Source organism: Sphingobacterium sp. UBA1897 (genome assembly GCF_002337775.1).
Taxonomy (GTDB): domain Bacteria; phylum Bacteroidota; class Bacteroidia; order Sphingobacteriales; family Sphingobacteriaceae; genus Sphingobacterium; species Sphingobacterium siyangense.
In genome coordinates, this window is the sequence record NZ_DDGR01000001.1 from 285,592 (window position 1) to 301,833 (window position 16,242).

Below are 16,242 nucleotides of genomic sequence, written 5' to 3' on the forward strand. Positions count from 1 at the left end.
AGCTTTTTTGTTTATAGTGTACTGTTCTTGTTATACTGATCCTTAAAGCAAAATAATAAGGCTATCCATTAACTGGTTAGTTTTATGCTATCAGTGTTTGAGTTATACCCTAATTGAACGCTATATTTTTATCTACATCAGTTGGTGTGAAGCCCATTTCTTTACACAAATGCTTATTTAGAGACACTGAAGATGGAGCGCATATAAGCTTTCTTCGATGTCTTATTTTTGTTGATTGCTATCTACACATATTAAGACTCTATCTGTTGCAAAGGAAGCAGTATATGGAACGTTGTACCTTCGCCTTCTACAGTCTCAAAATAAATTTGCCCATTACTGGCTTCAATTGTTTTTTTGACAAGAACTAGCCCTAAGCCGTTTCCTGAACTCTTTGTCGTGAAATTAATCTGGAAAATTTTATCCTGCATCTCTTTGGGAATTCCATAACCATTGTCTTTGATGTCTATCTTGACAAATTTGTCTGAGTAGCGTTCAATGGAAATCTCGATCTTCATGTTTTTTCGCCCATAACCTCCTTCAATCGCATTTTTTATTAAATTATTGAAGGTTCTCAATAACTCATTACCATCAGCCTTAACAATAAGGGTTTTGTGATCGGCATTGTTAATGAGACGAATATTTACATTTGGTGTATTGTTGTACAAGGAAATGGACTTTGTTACCTTTTCTACAATATTGATGTTTTCCATTACTGTATTTGGGAATTTTGCGAAGTGCGAAAATTCTGAGGCAATATGCGTCAATGCATCGATTTGTTCGATAAATGAAGTGGAGAATTTATTGAAGCGATCCGGAAATTTAGGGTCTTCATCTTTGTACGATCTACGGAGTTGCTGAATACCTAATTTCATTGGCGTCAGCGGATTTTTGATTTCATGGGCTATTTGTTGAGCCATCTCGCGCCAAGTGGATTCTCGCTCAGTATCTTTGATTTTATTGGCATAGTCCTCAAGTTTTATGATCATGAGATTATATTCTTTGATCAATGTACCTATTTCATCATTTCGTTGCCAAAACAGAGGTTCGTTGGGTTGTCCCAGGCGTAGTTGTGAGATCTTCTTACTGATGATGCTCAATGGATTGGTGACACTGTTGGCCACAAATGTCGCATAAAAACCAAAGCCTATGATGATCAGCGAATAAATGTTCACTATTGTATTTAAAAGAAGATTCTTATTAATATTTTCTTCCTTCTGAAGCGAGAAGTTTGGTATACCTATATAAGCGAGTGTATTATAGTTTTTGTCCCTAATGGTTGCATAACTGGTCTCAAATTGAAAAGTGCCTATACGCTCATCTTCAATCGTCTCCGATTTTTTTAAGATAGAAAGATTCTTCAGTGCAGCTGGATTAATGAAAGTAGAGAAAAGTTCCAGATCGTAGATTCTACGTTGCGAGCTATAAAGCAACCTGCCTGATTTGGAATAAAGATTGAAGTCTTTGGAAATTGTTTCAGATAATGTCTTGAGCATGCTGATAAGCTGCGTCTCGGTGGATGTTTCGTCTGTGTAGCTCAACATATTTTCCATCCGTTTGCCCAATTCGATAATAAAACGTTCCTTACTTGCTTTATTGTTATTATAAAGTTGCTTGTTGATACTTATATACGAAATTACCGCAGATATGAGGATAGCTAGTATTACCGATGAGATAATGGAGGTTTGAATACGTGTAGAGTACTGTATTTTATTTACTATTTTGTAGAACTGATATTTTAAATTACGGAAAGTTAGCTTGGTATTCTTAAGAAAGATATAGAATGATTTTATGAAATGGAAAAACATGAAAATCATAAAAAATACCAGGAACAAAAATGAAGTAGTCGCTAGATAGTCCCAAAAAGAAGGTTTTTGTTTACTGATAACATATGTTGAGAATTTATTGGCAACATAAGCCATATGTAGGTATGCATCACGGTCCAGTACTTGGATATATTCTCCTGGAACACCTTTCAGCCCCCTTAAATTGTTCTCGTAGGTATATTTCCCAAACTGTGTTATTAAAGAACCGCCTTTATAGAGGGCTATCGAATAATCCCCCTTATTATAATATTGCGAATTGTTGATCCGCATATCGGTGAGGATTTCGGGATAGGGAACCGTATAACTAAAATCTTTATTGGAAAGATTGATGATGACATTGACAATCCTATTTTGGTCAATGGTGACAGGAATAATGGAGAAGTATTCATGCGTACCTAATTCCGCACTGGCACGGTAGAAGTTCTGCGTGACTTTTATCGACTTGTTGATTACCTTTTCTCGATATTCATTGATCTTATTCTGACTGGCTGGATTGAGCGGAATATTATTCTGATCATAATAATATGCTTTGAACTCGTACTTGGAAAGATAGCCACTAAAGTATTTTTTCTTGATAAAATCGTTGATCCCCTCGGTATTGGTATAGGGAAGGCTGATATTAAATAAGTGTTTTAATTCTTGATCGTTTGCTAAGCTACTTTCAATATCAGAGAATAATGAGACAGCATTGACATCATCTTCTGATTGTAGATTACTCAACAAGATTTTCATGTCGATTAAGTTCCGTTCCTGATAGAAACGTGCGTGCGTGATCGCACTTATGATTGCCCAAAGTATCAGTACAGCAATATAATTTGTTAATATATGTCTATCGAAATACTTCTCGCCAAATGATTTAATAAGGATGATCAGCGCGAGTAGCAAATTGACCAGGCTATTTTTCTCGATATAAAAGGAAATGATCAGGATGACAAAAATGACACATGCCAGTTGAATATTGAGCAGCTGCGTCGGTTTTAATTCTAATTTTTTAAGAAAAAATAGTACAAGATCAATGTAGATACTTAAAGCCAAAATACCCATGCCAACAATGCCTAGATCTACCCAACTTAAAAAATGTAAATCGACAAGTTTTGTGAAATCAAAATAGATGTTGTTGGAGTGTGTAATCAATGTACCAGCGATGTCATACAATAGACCGAACGATAGATATATACTTAGAATAAATCCGATTGCGATAGGAATTCTAAAGAGCCGGATGTTTTTTATTTTGTCAAAGTTGAGCTCTTTGCGAATTGAATAGATAAATAGAACCAACCATAGCACCAATATGGTGGTGGACATCACGGACCATATATTAGGGAAGAAGCGATTATAGGCGTAATTCCGTGAGTCGAAAATTGAAAATGTCGCATTTTCGGACAGCAGGTTCCACTTAAGATCGGCAAATTTAACAAGGCTAAATATCGACAATAGCAGTATCGCAGACCACCAGGCCCTTCCTGTCTTGGCCATATGTAAGCAGAGGCTATTGAAGAAGATCAGTAACGCGATCCAGGCTAGGAGCCAGCAGAAGAATTGCAAAATTGTATAGGCATTTTCATGCTCTCCATCTTTTAGCTTAACGGAGAACAGATAAGACCCCTCATTGCTATAGATATTTTTAATGGTGACCGTGTCTGTATAGGAGGCGATGTCAATATTTCTGGAGTCGAAGAAGTTTCTCCGCAAAGAGCTATTTAAATAGGGGTTGTTGTTATTTGTATAGCCTTTTACAATAATATAGGCGAGTATACTGATATTGCCAATTGTTTTTTTTCGAACAACGTAAGAACGGTTATCATCCTGAATAAAATTGGATTTTTCTGGAAATCCCTGATCTGTGATAGGCACGAATAGATGTGTGCTCCACATCTTCGGTTCATGGTCCTTAAAAAGAAATAGAAAAACCTTCTCGTTGGTTTTAAATTTTTCAAAAGCCTGATAAACTGCTATCGGATACTGATCGTAGTTTTTAAATGTTTTGAGCAGGAGTGAATCATTGAAAATACGATCGACTTTTTTTTCTTGTTGCGCGATGTAGTCATTGAGTGATTTTGTATCAATGTCTAGTATTTCCTTATTGGTAACAGATTCTTTAATGGTTATAGCTGTTCCTATAAAGCATAAAGTCAAGATAAGTAGGAGTAATCGAATTTTTATACCAGAATTCACGTGCGTCAATTTACATTATTGTAAATATAAAAAAAAGTCCTTGCTTTCTTAGGGCAAGGACTTTTATATTATTTTTCTGAATTACCCATTTTCATGGGCCAGAAAGAATCTTCATTAGGTTTTCGTAGCTGTTGATGCTAGCGAAAACATGAAGGATTTACTATGCTAATTAAACGTGTGGTTCTTCTTGACGGAAGATTTTAGCAGTCAAATACTCACGGTTTAGACGAGCAATGTTTGTTAACTTGATACCAACAGGACATTCTGCTTCGCAAGCTCCCGTGTTGGTACAGTTACCGAAGCCTTCTGCATCCATTTGATCAACCATTGCCTGCGCACGTTCGTAACGCTCAGTTTGACCTTGAGGTAATAAGGCAAATTGAGAGACTTTTGCAGATACAAATAACATTGCAGAAGCATTTTTACATGCAGCAACACAAGCACCACAACCGATACATGTAGCCGATTCGAAAGCTTCATCAGCAATACGTTTGGGGATAGGAATCGTGTTGGCGTCAGGAACACCTCCTGTATTGATATTAACATATCCACCTGCTTGTTGAATGCGGTCAAAAGCCGTACGGTCTGTTGCAAGGTCTTTCAATACCGGGAATGCAGCAGCTCTCCAAGGTTCGATGACGATTGTCTGTCCATCGTGGAAGCTACGCATGTGCAATTGACATGTTGTGGTACCTTCTTTAGGACCGTGAGGGCGACCGTTGATTACTAATGAACACATCCCACAGATACCTTCACGACAGTCGTGATCGAAATATACAGGATCTTCTCCTTTACGAGTCAATTCTTCATTGACAATATCAAGCATCTCTAAGAAAGACATATCATCAGCGATATCGTTTGCCTGATAAGTTACAAATTGACCTTTATCTTTATCATTTTTTTGACGCCAAACTTTCAGCGTTAAATTCATATGTTGTGCCATGATAATTTTCCTTCTTATTTATAACTTCTTTGTGTTAACTGAACGTTCTCGAATACCAAGTCTTCCTTGTGTAATTCCTCAGGTACATTGTCTCCTTTATATTCCCAGGCAGATACATAGGCGAATTCATCATCGTTACGTTTTGCTTCACCTTCTTCAGTTTGGCTTTCTAAACGGAAGTGACCACCACAAGACTCAGCGCGTTGCAATGCGTCAACAACCATTAACTCTCCTAACTCTAAGAAGTCAGCTACGCGACCAGCTTTTTCTAAAGAAAGATTTAATTCTTCGTTCTCTCCAAGTACTCTAACGTTTGTCCAGAATTCTTTTTTCAACTCTTGGATCAAACCTTGTGCTTTTTGTAATCCTTCAGCTGTACGAGCCATACCACAATATTCCCACATGATGAGACCTAGTTTTTTGTGGATATCATCAACAGTTTCTGTACCGTTTAAAGACAACAATTTGTTGATTTTGTCTTCAACTTCCTTACGTGTAGCTTCGAACGCTGGGTGGCTGTGATCTACTGGTGCGAATGAACCTAATTTAGCTAAGTAATCACCCACAGTGTAAGGGATCACGAAATAACCATCAGCAAGACCTTGCATCAATGCAGATGCACCTAAACGGTTTGCACCGTGGTCAGAGAAGTTACACTCACCTAAAGCATACAAACCTGGGATTGTAGTCATCAAGTTGTAGTCAACCCATACACCACCCATTGTATAGTGAACAGCAGGGTAGATACGCATTGGTTGTTTGTAAGGGTTTTCGTCAGTGATTTGGTAGTACATGTCAAATAAGTTACCATATTTAGCACGTACAGCGTCTTCGCCTAGACGACCGATCGCTTCTTTGAAATCCAAGAATACGGCGAAACCAGTTTTTCCAACACCGCGACCATCATCAACAGCTTCTTTTGCATTACGTGATGCTACGTCACGTGGTACCAAGTTACCGAATGAAGGGTATTTACGCTCCAAGAAATAGTCTCTGTCGTCTTCTTTGATATCATTGGCTTTGATCTCACCTTTACGTAATCTTTCTGCCATTTCTTGAGTTTTAGGAACCCATACACGGCCGTCATTACGTAAAGACTCTGACATCAATGTCAATTTGGATTGGTGATCGCCTGTTACCGGAATACACGTTGGGTGAATTTGTGTGTAACAAGGATTAGCGAAGTAAGCACCACGTTTGTGCGCTCTCCAAGCTGCTGTAACGTTACATCCCATTGCATTTGTAGACAAGAAGAATACGTTACCGTAACCACCTGTACACATCAATACTGCATGTGCAGCATGAGTTTCGATTTTACCTGAAACCAAGTCACGAGTTACAATACCTTTAGCATGACCATCGATCATAACCAAATCCAACATCTCATGACGCGTATATGATTTTACTTTTCCTTTTTTGATTTGACGGTTCAATGCTGAATACGCACCTAACAACAATTGTTGTCCCGTTTGACCACGCGCATAGAACGTACGGCTTACCTGAGCACCACCGAAAGAACGGTTGTCCAATAAACCACCATATTCACGTGCAAAAGGAACACCTTGCGCAACACATTGGTCGATGATGTTGACAGATACTTCTGCCAAACGGTAAACGTTTGCCTCACGTGAGCGGTAGTCACCACCTTTGATTGTATCGTAGAATAAACGGAAAACAGAGTCTCCGTCGTTTTGGTAGCTTTTTGCTGCGTTAATACCACCTTGTGCCGCAATAGAGTGCGCACGACGAGGTGAATCTTGGTAACAGAAGGTAATTACATTATATCCTAATTCGGCTAAAGATGCCGCTGCAGATGCACCAGCAAGACCTGTACCAACAACAATAACAGTAAATTTACGTTTGTTAGCAGGGTTAACCAACTTAAGATTAAATTTATGATTTGACCACTTTTGGGCTAATGGGCCCGCTGGTACTTTTGAATCTAACATATCTCTTAATTTTATATTGATCGATAAAGCCTGAGCTTTATCTTAAAAGATTCTGAATTATTTAAAGAAGAAAAACAATGGCATTATTGCAAAGCCAATTGGAATTAATACCCCAAATACCCAAACACCGATTGCTCTGATGATTCCAATATATCTTCTGTGGTTAAAACCTAAAGTTTGGAATGCAGATTGGAAACCATGAATTAAGTGGAATGCCAAAGCTGCCATCGCAATAACATACAAAGCTACCAATGCAACATTTTTGAATGCAAAGTCAACTTGCTTGTACAAATCTCTCGCTTTTAAGATTTGAACATTGTTTTCTACCGTTTCTTGGTAGTCGTGGAATTCAGAAGCTTGAAGTTCTCTCGCTGTGGTTTGTCCAGTTGCCAAATCAGTACGGTATTCGATGTACGGCACTTCATCATTGTGAAACTTCCACCAAAAATTAGACATGTGCGTAGCTAAGAATACTAAAATGACAGTACCTAAGATACCCATGTTGCGTGAATTCCACTTGCTGTTTGCTTGACCATCATATTTGGCATAACCAATAGGACGAGCGGCCTTGTTTTTCATCGACAATGTAATAGCGTAGATGACGTGAACAATTACCGAAGCATACAATAAGTAAGAAACAACTTTGATTGGTGCAAAGTGAGTCATAAAATAGGCGTACTTGTTGAACGCTAGACCCGCATCATCTTTAAATAATTGCAAGTTACCAACCAAGTGAACAACTAGGAATAAACATAGGAAGATTCCTGTTAAGCTCATGATTAGCTTCTTCCCAATCGAAGAACTGAAAACTGGCTTTGATTTACTCATTATCCTTGTAATTTAATTTGAATTAGGCAAATCTACTATTTGCTATTAAATATGATACCATTTTGACAAGAAAAAGCAATAATTTAGAACGGTTCTAAAGTTTATTGAAATAAAAAGTCCGTTTTGAATAAAAACGGACTTTTAAACAGTATATGAACAAGGTTTAAAGAACTATAGGATACTGAATAATCTATAGCCTAAACCGATACTCCACATGTTGATTTTGGGATTTGCCTGACTTTCGTTGTTGACCTTGTTCAAGCCCATTTCGTAACGTAGGTCTACACGTAAGCTTGAAACATCAGCACCTACACCAAAAGCCCAAGCTGTACCACTTTTTTTGTAGTTACCTGGATTCAATTGGTCAATCATCTTGGGCTGATTATCATCTACTTTAAATGAGAAAATTGGACCGGTTTGGATTCTCGCCCCGATTGGACCCAAGCCAAAACGCTTGCCTAATAATACAGGAATATCAACTGTGGTAAACTTAACATCGGTAGTCGTTGAAGCCCCGTCTTCTCCTTGACCTTTCACAGTGGTGTTTTTACCTGTTAAATAAACCTCCGGCTGAATATGGAATCCCAATACACCAACACGTCCATAAAGACCTGCTTGGTAGCCTGCTTTCGTGTCAGAATTGAAATATTTTCCATCGCTTTTAAGTTTAGAGAAGTTCAAGCCTCCTTTTACACCCACCTCAAACCCTGGCAAAAGCTGCGCCTGTGCCGTTGCTACGCTACCACAAATCAAAAGTAATGCTGGTAAAATCTTTTTCATAATCTTTTATTTATGTATATATTGTATCTTTAAACAAACTTTTACAGTTCAGTAAAGATATACAAATTTTATACCTAAATCTTAGTTATGCTGAAAATTAACGAAGAACAGTGGCAAGTAGCCAAAGAAAAACTCCGTCGCAAGTACAACCACTTAAGTGATGAAGATTTAGCTTTTCAAGCAGGAGAGGAAGATAAACTGATCAATAGATTGTCTTTACGTTTGGGACGGAAGCCTTCCTATGTTTTATTTACGATAGGTAAAGAGATTCAGGATATTAGTAGCAACCGATTATGAGTGATGCCATTAGTTGGAGCGATTTTGAGAAAGTGGATTTACGGGTAGGAACTATTTTAGAAGCAAAAGACTTTCCAAGAGCTAAAAAGCCAGCATATCAATTGAAACTTGATTTCGGCGATGAAATTGGTGTATTACAGAGTAGTGCCCAGATTACAGTACACTACAACAAAGAGGAGTTGATTGGGAAGCAAGTTGTCGCAGTTGTGAACTTTCCCAAAAAGCAGATCGCTAATTTCTTTTCTGAGTGTCTAGTGACCGGATTTCCGGACGAAAATGGAGATATTATTTTGACATCTGTCGACAAAAAATTACCAAATGGATCTAAACTTAGTTAAGTTTGTACCATGACATTTATAGATTTTGAAGGAACACAACTCATCGATAGTGACGAGTCGTTCATGCGTATGGCATTGAATGAAGCTAAGGTCGCTTACCAAGAGGGAGAGGTGCCTATTGGGGCAGTTATTGTTCATCGAGGACGTGTTATAGGGAAAGGTCATAATTTGACGCAGCGATTAAATGATGTGACAGCTCACGCTGAAATGCAGGCTTTTACAGCAGCAGCAAATTACCTTGGGGGCAAATACCTGGATGAATGCACATTATACGTTACCATTGAGCCTTGTATTATGTGTGCCGGAGCGGCCTATTGGACACATATTGGTAAAATAGTCTATGGAGCCAAAGATGAAAAGCGTGGCTATTCCCATTTTCACGATAAAATATTACACCCCAAAACTGTCATTACACATGGCGTTTTGCAGGAAGAATGTGCTGATTTGGTAAAATCATTTTTTCGTCAAAAACGGTAGGGAAATAATGGATTTATTGTAACACATAAAAACATAACCGTGTATATTGTGTTATATTTGTATGTATAAACGAAGTAATAAACATTTAAATTAAAATAGATATGGCATTTGAATTAGAAGCGTTACCATACGCAGCCGACGCATTGGAACCACATATTGACAAAACTACAATGGAAATCCACCATGACAGACACCATCAGGCATATGTGGATAACTTAAATAAAGCTATCGCAGGAACAGACGCAGAAAACTTATCCCTATTGGATATTATTAAAAATGTAAGTAAATACAGCGCAGCCGTACGTAATAATGGTGGTGGTCACTACAACCACTCTTTGTTTTGGAAGGTTTTAGGCCCAAATGCAGGTGGAGTTCCAACAGGTGAATTAGCTGAAGCAATCAATGCTACATTTGGTTCATTTGATGAGTTGAAAAAACAACTTCAAGCTGCTGGTGCTACGCGTTTTGGCTCAGGATGGGCTTGGTTAATTGTTGGTGCTGATGGTAAACTTGTAGTAACTTCTACACCAAACCAAGACAATCCATTGATGGATGTTGCTGAGGTAAAAGGTACGCCTATCTTAGGTATCGACGTTTGGGAGCATGCTTATTATTTGAAATTCCAAAATAAGCGTCCAGCGTATTTAGAGGAAATCTTTAATGTTATCAATTGGGATGCCGTAGCACAAAACTATGCTGCAGCTAAATAGTTGATCATTTGATAGAACAATAGAAAAGCGACAATAAGTTATTATTGTCGCTTTTCTATTTTATAAACAACACCTAGTTGGTATTTGTTTATAGGGCATGAATTTAACTCCAATAATTCAGGGAACATAAAAGGAAAGAAGAAGTGTAATTATTTATGAGAAATATTCTGATACTTTTAACAGCACTTTTTGTATTGAACTCCTGCCAGGGGCAGCAGCAGGGGCATCGGGTAAAGAAACCTGATTTCACCAAATTACCTAAAAAAAATACGGCGAGTTTGGATACGGCGACATTTGCTGCAGGATGTTTTTGGTGTACTGAGGCACAGTTTAAGGAGTTAGAGGGTGTTGTACATGTGGTTTCGGGATATACCGGTGGATGGGTAGCAAACCCAAGTTATGCGCAGGTTTGTACCGGGAGTACAGGGCATGCGGAAGCAACCAATATTATTTTTGATCCAAAAGTGATCAGCTACGATAAACTATTGGAGGCCTTTTTTGTAGCACACGATCCAACGGAGCTCAATCGTCAGGGAAATGATGTTGGCACCCAATATCGTTCGGCTATTTTTGTGCACAATAAAGAGCAGCTTGATAAGACGCAATATTATCTTTCGACGTTAGAAAAGGAGCATGTTTTCAATAAACCTATTGTAACCGAAGTAGTTCCGGCAACCGTATTTTATCCAGCAGAGGACTATCATCAAGATTATTATAGATTAAATGGAAAAGAACCATACTGCCAATTGGTGATTAAACCGAAATTGGAAAAATTTAAACGTATCTTTTCCAAGGTGCTCAAAGAAGGACAGTAACTTTGGGTATTCATAAAATTTGAGGTAATTTTACTTCTATTAACGCTATTTAGTGTCATGCTAACAGGTTGAAACCATGGTTTCTGATGAAAATAATGGAATGAACAAACTTGATCCCTTCATGATTCATAAATAGTATTTTTTGGATGAATAATTAATAATTGTAATATGTCTAAAGGATTTTTTACAGTTCCTGTTCCTACCAACGAACCGGTGTACACATACGCTGTCGGAACGAAAGAACGTAAATTGTTGAAAGCAGCAATTGATGAGGCACGTTCGAAACAAATCGATATCCCAATGTATATTGGTGGTAAAGAAATCACTACTTCTAAAAAAGTAAACTTAGCTCCTCCACATGACCACCAACATATTTTAGGTCAATACAATCAAGGCGATAAATCTCATGTAACAGATGCAATCAATGCAGCTTTAGCGGCGAAAAAGGATTGGGAAAATCTTACTTGGGAAGATCGTGCTGCGATATTCTTAAAAGCTGCTGAATTGATTTCAGGTAAATACCGTTATGAGTTGAATGCTGCTACAATGTTGGGACAATCGAAGAACCCATATCAGGCAGAAATTGATTCGGCATGTGAGATTGTGGATTTCTTGCGTTTCAATGTACAATACATGAGCGAAATCTATAAACAACAACCTCCTATATCAGGTAAAGGTGTGTGGAACCGTGTAGAACAACGTCCTCTTGAAGGTTTTGTATTTGCATTGACTCCATTCAATTTTACAGCGATTGCGGGTAATCTACCTTCCTGTGTCGCAATGATGGGGAATGTTGTGGTATGGAAACCATCCAATACCCAAATCTATTCAGCAAATGTATTGATGAAAATTTTCCGTGAAGCTGGTCTTCCGGATGGTGTTATCAACTTGGTGTATGTTTCAGGTCCTGACGCTGGTGATGTGATTTTCCAACACCCAGATTTCGCAGGTATCCACTTTACTGGTTCAACAGGAGTATTCCAGGATATCTGGAAGACGATCGGTAACAATATCCACCGTTATAAAACGTATCCACGTATTGTTGGTGAGACTGGTGGTAAGGATTTTATCGTTGTACACCCTTCGGCCGATTTGAAAGCTGCAAATACAGCTTTGGTTCGTGGTGCTTTCGAATACCAAGGTCAAAAATGTTCTGCTGCATCACGTGCATACATTCCTAAATCGTTGTGGCCTGCATTGAAAGAATCTATGACTACTGACGTAAAATCTTTTACAATCGGTGGAACAGAAGATTTTACAAACTTTTTCAATGCTGTAATTGATGAGAAGTCATTTGATAAATTAGCGAAGTATATCGACAGAGCTAAAGAATCTAATGACGCAGAAATTGTAGTTGGTGGTACATACGATAAATCTAAAGGATATTTCATTCATCCAACAATCATTGAGGCTTCAAAACCAGATTACGAGACAATGGTTGAGGAATTGTTTGGACCTGTCCTGACCGTATATGTTTACGAGGATGCTAAGTTTGAAGAAACCTTAGATATTGTTGATACAACATCTATTTATGCCTTGACTGGATCAATCATTGCGCAAGATCGGTATGCGATTAATTTAGCAACAGATAAATTGAGACATGCCGCTGGTAACTTCTACGTGAATGATAAGTGTACAGGTGCTGTCGTAGGTCAACAACCGTTTGGTGGTGCTAGAGGCTCGGGTACAAACGACAAAGCGGGATCAATGATCAATTTGCTTCGTTGGGTGTCTCCTCGTACAATCAAAGAGACATTTAATCCAGATACAGATTATAGATACCCTTTCTTGGAAAAGGGAGAATAAGAAAGTTCGCATCGCAGCTTTCTTCAATCAAAATAGAAAAAAGGGCGCTTATCAAGCGCCCTTTTTTATTTCTTAAATAATCCCAGTTCTGTGCCATCGTCTCTAGTCATCCGTATGTTCAATGACTTGTTGTTGCCGGCTACATCGATGATAGTTCTTTTCCCAACTTTTGGACCTCCGCCTATAAATACAGGATAATTGTGATCTTTATCTGCGGGGTAGTAGCCATATTGATGTGTATGACCAGAGATCATGGCATCAATTTTATATTTCTGAAACAAGGGATGGAAACATGCTCTGTTATCCAAGGTACCATGCCAGTCATCCGAATGAAAAATCGGTATATGGCTAATGACAACAGTGTGTTGTGCACTCTTTCTTTCCTTGGATTGTAGAACCTTTTCCAGCCATTTAGCCTGTTCTTTTCTGTAGTTATCATAATCGACTGTTCCGGCGTATACCTCATGATTGTCAGGCTTGTCTTCGCCACTGTCCAGCATGATCCAAAAAATAGGACCTCTTTTAAAGGCTTGGTAATACTTGTTGTCAGGATAACCAAAATATCGTTTGAAATTACGTGCGAAGGATCCCCTTGTCTCATGGTTTCCCCGATTCATAATGAATGGTTTGCTTGTCGCAAAAAATTCAATTGGCTTTATTAGTTTCTCTGTAATATCTTGCTGATTGGTGACATAATGGAAGGAATCACCATTCAGTACAAAAAAATCGTAGGGTGAAATATCCTGATGCGGAATAAGGTCACGATAGCTGCTTTTTTCCTCATGTACATCGTTATAGACCAGACAGCGAATCTGTTCTTGATTGTTCTTGGCTAATTTGGCCTCGAAAATAGGGGTTTCTATTTCTTGGCCGTATACGATTTTATAAGGATCGAATTTTTGCATTTCCTTCGCTTTGATGCGATAACGAAATGAACGCGGTGCGTCTTCAATTGTAAAATGAAAGAAATCAGTATTGGCATTGATCATCCCATCTTCGGATTGGTAGATCTTTTTTTGGACATTCCCTCCATTGTCCAGTATCTCGAGCCAAGCAAAGGCATCTTTGCTCAAAATCGTAAAAATACTGATTCCTGTTTCGGTTTGATTTTGTAGATAGGCAGGTACGACAAAGCTAAACTCGTTTTCAATTTCGTTTGAACTGTTTTCTTGAGCGATGCTGATATTGGGCAGTGTAATCCCAGCCAGTGCTAGGGCTTCCAAAAATCTTCTTCTGTTAAAATTCATATTTTAAGGTCACAAGTAGTTATTTAATGTTTATCTCGACATATAATGGCCGATGATCACTCGCATATTGTTCATCCAGAATACGGTGGTTGGAGAACTTTGCGGCAGATGTTTTATTGATCATGATATAGTCGATTTCAGTAGTGGGTTTATCTTGAGGAAACGTAAATCCGTTAGCAATGCTGCTTTTTGTGAATATTTTGCTAAGTTCAGTAATTGCTGGATCATTGGGTTCGGAGTTCAAATCACCGACAAGGATGGTGGGTAGCTTTTCGTTTTTGAAACGCTGGGTGATGAATTTTGCCTGTTCGATTTTGTTTTTGTCTTTCAGGTCAAGGTGTGTATTTGCAAATAAGAGTTTCCTTTTGTGTATCGTGACTTCGATTACAGATAAACTACGTGTTTCGCTTTCCACAGGGGAAGGTAGAAAGTGTTTCTCTACACGTTCAATTGGATTTTTTGATAAGATGGCGGTACCATATTCACCTTTATCCAGGTCTATCCCTTTGGAAAATATATAGTGCATGCCTGTTAATTCGGCTAATTTTTTGGCTTGATTTTCAAAATATGATCTACCGAGATTGACATCGATTTCCTGAAGACCTACGAGGTCAGCTTTTGAATTTTTAATAATTTTGGCAATTGTGTCAAGGTTGATAACTGATTCTTTTTCGGTGGGTGGGTTTCCGTGGTGGATATTAAAGGAGAGTATGCGTATCGTTTGTGCATGTAGATGAAATACTGAGCCTAGCAGTATTAAAAGAAATAGAATTAGTTTACGATTCATTGTTTATATTAAGTTTAGCATTTGGATGTCAGGCGTTTTTAGCTCGACCTGCTAAAATTAATAAAATCTATTAGTACAAATTGAAAACTTTGGACATGTAACAAAATAATCATCTAAGCACTTGAATTTTCGTAAAAAAAATAGCCATCCTAAACAGGATGGCTACCTACATTATACTAATTTTTACAGCAACTAGTCTTCGTTTTCCTCGATGTTAAGCATTGGATCTTCTCCTGTCACTTCAGCACGGATTTTAGCTTCAAGTTCGTCCATTAAATCTGGATTGTCGAATAATAAGGCTTTAACAGCATCTCGACCTTGTCCTAATTTGGTCTCACCATAGCTAAACCAAGAGCCTGCTTTTTTAATAATACCATATTCAACACCTAGATCAATGATTTCACCTACTTTAGAGATACCTTCACCAAAGATGATATCAAATTCCGCTATGCGGAACGGAGGTGCAACTTTATTTTTTACAATCTTCACTTTTACGCGGTTACCCGATACTTCATCAGAATCTTTGATTTGTGATGTGCGACGGATATCTAAACGTACAGAAGCGTAGAATTTTAATGCATTACCACCAGTTGTTGTTTCTGGGTTGCCAAACATCACACCAATTTTTTCACGCAATTGGTTGATGAAAATACAACAACAGTTTGTTTTTGAAATTGTACCTGTCAACTTACGTAAAGCTTGTGACATCAAACGAGCTTGAAGCCCCATTTTAGAATCACCCATTTCGCCTTCGATCTCACCTTTTGGCACCAAAGCGGCAACGGAGTCAATAACAATAACGTCGATTGCACCAGAACGGATTAGGTTATCAGCAATTTCTAAACCTTGCTCACCATTATCTGGTTGAGAAATCAATAAATTTTCTACATCTACGCCTAATTTTTGAGCGTAATATTTATCAAAAGCATGCTCAGCATCAATGATTGCTGCAATACCGCCTTTTTTTTGTGCTTCGGCAACAATGTGAGTTGCTAAGGTAGTTTTACCTGAAGATTCAGGTCCATATATTTCAATGATACGGCCTTTTGGTACACCGCCAATTCCTAAGGCGATATCCAAGCCTAGAGATCCTGTAGAAATAGCTTCGATCGGCTCAACAGCAGTATCACCTAATTTCATAATTGAACCTTTTCCAAAGTTCTTTTCCAATTTATCTAACGTCAGCTGTAAAGCTTTTAGTTTATCTGTGTTGCTCATATTTTTAGTATATATTTCTCAAAATTAAAAATTAAAAATCATAAACCAA

The 16,242-nt window shown here is 38.1% G+C and carries 14 protein-coding genes; 6 read left to right on the plus strand and 8 right to left on the minus strand.

Annotated elements, in window-relative coordinates; all coding sequences use genetic code 11:
* Positions 1-251: 251 nt before the first annotated feature.
* The 5 genes from B4N43_RS01200 to B4N43_RS01220 form a co-directional block, all read right to left on the minus strand.
* Positions 252-3,998 (minus strand): ATP-binding protein, encoded by a 3,747-nt coding sequence (locus B4N43_RS01200; RefSeq protein WP_286732370.1) that lies wholly within the window; start codon positions 3,996-3,998, stop codon positions 252-254.
* 169 nt (positions 3,999-4,167) lie between these two features.
* Positions 4,168-4,941: a succinate dehydrogenase/fumarate reductase iron-sulfur subunit gene (locus B4N43_RS01205; RefSeq protein WP_172840644.1), complete on the minus strand. Its 774-nt coding sequence runs from the start codon at positions 4,939-4,941 to the stop codon at positions 4,168-4,170.
* A 14-nt stretch (positions 4,942-4,955) separates the two neighbouring features.
* Positions 4,956-6,890: a fumarate reductase/succinate dehydrogenase flavoprotein subunit gene (locus B4N43_RS01210; protein WP_075990894.1), complete on the minus strand. Its 1,935-nt coding sequence runs from the start codon at positions 6,888-6,890 to the stop codon at positions 4,956-4,958.
* A 57-nt stretch (positions 6,891-6,947) separates the two neighbouring features.
* The gene (locus tag B4N43_RS01215; RefSeq protein WP_088160105.1) at positions 6,948-7,718 is read right to left on the minus strand and encodes a succinate dehydrogenase cytochrome b subunit; all 771 of its coding nucleotides are present in this window, start codon (positions 7,716-7,718) and stop codon (positions 6,948-6,950) included.
* Positions 7,719-7,889: 171 nt separating this feature from the next.
* Positions 7,890-8,498 carry a porin family protein gene (locus tag B4N43_RS01220; protein WP_088160106.1) on the minus strand — a complete coding sequence of 203 codons (609 nt, stop codon included), beginning with the start codon at positions 8,496-8,498 and terminating at the stop codon, positions 7,890-7,892.
* A gap of 87 nt (positions 8,499-8,585) precedes the next feature.
* Between B4N43_RS01220 and B4N43_RS01225 the strand changes: the two genes are divergently transcribed.
* From B4N43_RS01225 to pruA, 6 genes are all read left to right on the plus strand, one after another.
* Entirely contained in the window at positions 8,586-8,795 is a 210-nt protein-coding gene (locus B4N43_RS01225; protein WP_070561956.1) for a hypothetical protein, read from the plus strand.
* Positions 8,792-9,133, plus strand: a complete 342-nt coding sequence (locus B4N43_RS01230; RefSeq protein ID WP_075990896.1) for a tRNA-binding protein — start codon at positions 8,792-8,794, stop codon at positions 9,131-9,133. The genes B4N43_RS01225 and B4N43_RS01230 overlap by 4 nt, the downstream gene beginning before the upstream one ends.
* Positions 9,134-9,142: 9 nt before the next feature.
* Positions 9,143-9,610, plus strand: a complete 468-nt coding sequence (locus tag B4N43_RS01235; protein WP_088160107.1) for a nucleoside deaminase — start codon at positions 9,143-9,145, stop codon at positions 9,608-9,610.
* 101 nt (positions 9,611-9,711) lie between these two features.
* Entirely contained in the window at positions 9,712-10,320 is a 609-nt protein-coding gene (locus B4N43_RS01240; RefSeq protein WP_286732372.1) for a superoxide dismutase, read from the plus strand.
* A gap of 155 nt (positions 10,321-10,475) precedes the next feature.
* A complete protein-coding gene (msrA, locus tag B4N43_RS01245) occupies positions 10,476-11,135 on the plus strand; it encodes a peptide-methionine (S)-S-oxide reductase MsrA (protein ID WP_088160109.1) in 660 nt (219 codons plus the stop codon).
* Between the two features lie 168 nt (positions 11,136-11,303).
* A complete protein-coding gene (gene pruA / locus B4N43_RS01250) occupies positions 11,304-12,941 on the plus strand; it encodes an L-glutamate gamma-semialdehyde dehydrogenase (RefSeq protein ID WP_075990900.1) in 1,638 nt (545 codons plus the stop codon).
* Positions 12,942-13,006: 65 nt separating this feature from the next.
* Here the strand turns inward: pruA and B4N43_RS01255 are convergent, their stop codons facing one another.
* The 3 genes from B4N43_RS01255 to recA form a co-directional block, all read right to left on the minus strand.
* Positions 13,007-14,188, minus strand: a complete 1,182-nt coding sequence (locus B4N43_RS01255) for a metallophosphoesterase family protein (protein ID WP_088160110.1) — start codon at positions 14,186-14,188, stop codon at positions 13,007-13,009.
* Positions 14,189-14,207: 19 nt separating this feature from the next.
* A complete protein-coding gene (locus B4N43_RS01260) occupies positions 14,208-14,975 on the minus strand; it encodes an endonuclease/exonuclease/phosphatase family protein (protein ID WP_088160111.1) in 768 nt (255 codons plus the stop codon).
* A gap of 192 nt (positions 14,976-15,167) precedes the next feature.
* Complete coding sequence (gene recA, locus B4N43_RS01265) at positions 15,168-16,193, minus strand: recombinase RecA (protein WP_046674918.1); 1,026 nt, start codon at positions 16,191-16,193, stop codon at positions 15,168-15,170.
* Positions 16,194-16,242 lie beyond the last annotated feature (49 nt).

What these genes read in the sequence shown, in the direction of transcription:
- B4N43_RS01205 (WP_172840644.1), bottom strand. Translation starts at nt 4,941, where the DNA reads ATGGCACAACATATGAATTTAACGCTGAAAGTTTGGCGTCAAAAAAAT.
- B4N43_RS01210 (WP_075990894.1), bottom strand. Translation starts at nt 6,890, where the DNA reads ATGTTAGATTCAAAAGTACCAGCGGGCCCATTAGCCCAAAAGTGGTCA.
- B4N43_RS01215 (WP_088160105.1), bottom strand. Translation starts at nt 7,718, where the DNA reads ATGAGTAAATCAAAGCCAGTTTTCAGTTCTTCGATTGGGAAGAAGCTA.
- B4N43_RS01220 (WP_088160106.1), bottom strand. Translation starts at nt 8,498, where the DNA reads ATGAAAAAGATTTTACCAGCATTACTTTTGATTTGTGGTAGCGTAGCA.
- B4N43_RS01225 (WP_070561956.1), top strand. Translation starts at nt 8,586, where the DNA reads ATGCTGAAAATTAACGAAGAACAGTGGCAAGTAGCCAAAGAAAAACTC.
- B4N43_RS01230 (WP_075990896.1), top strand. Translation starts at nt 8,792, where the DNA reads ATGAGTGATGCCATTAGTTGGAGCGATTTTGAGAAAGTGGATTTACGG.
- B4N43_RS01235 (WP_088160107.1), top strand. Translation starts at nt 9,143, where the DNA reads ATGACATTTATAGATTTTGAAGGAACACAACTCATCGATAGTGACGAG.
- B4N43_RS01240 (WP_286732372.1), top strand. Translation starts at nt 9,712, where the DNA reads ATGGCATTTGAATTAGAAGCGTTACCATACGCAGCCGACGCATTGGAA.
- msrA (WP_088160109.1), top strand. Translation starts at nt 10,476, where the DNA reads ATGAGAAATATTCTGATACTTTTAACAGCACTTTTTGTATTGAACTCC.
- pruA (WP_075990900.1), top strand. Translation starts at nt 11,304, where the DNA reads ATGTCTAAAGGATTTTTTACAGTTCCTGTTCCTACCAACGAACCGGTG.
- B4N43_RS01255 (WP_088160110.1), bottom strand. Translation starts at nt 14,188, where the DNA reads ATGAATTTTAACAGAAGAAGATTTTTGGAAGCCCTAGCACTGGCTGGG.
- B4N43_RS01260 (WP_088160111.1), bottom strand. Translation starts at nt 14,975, where the DNA reads ATGAATCGTAAACTAATTCTATTTCTTTTAATACTGCTAGGCTCAGTA.
- recA (WP_046674918.1), bottom strand. Translation starts at nt 16,193, where the DNA reads ATGAGCAACACAGATAAACTAAAAGCTTTACAGCTGACGTTAGATAAA.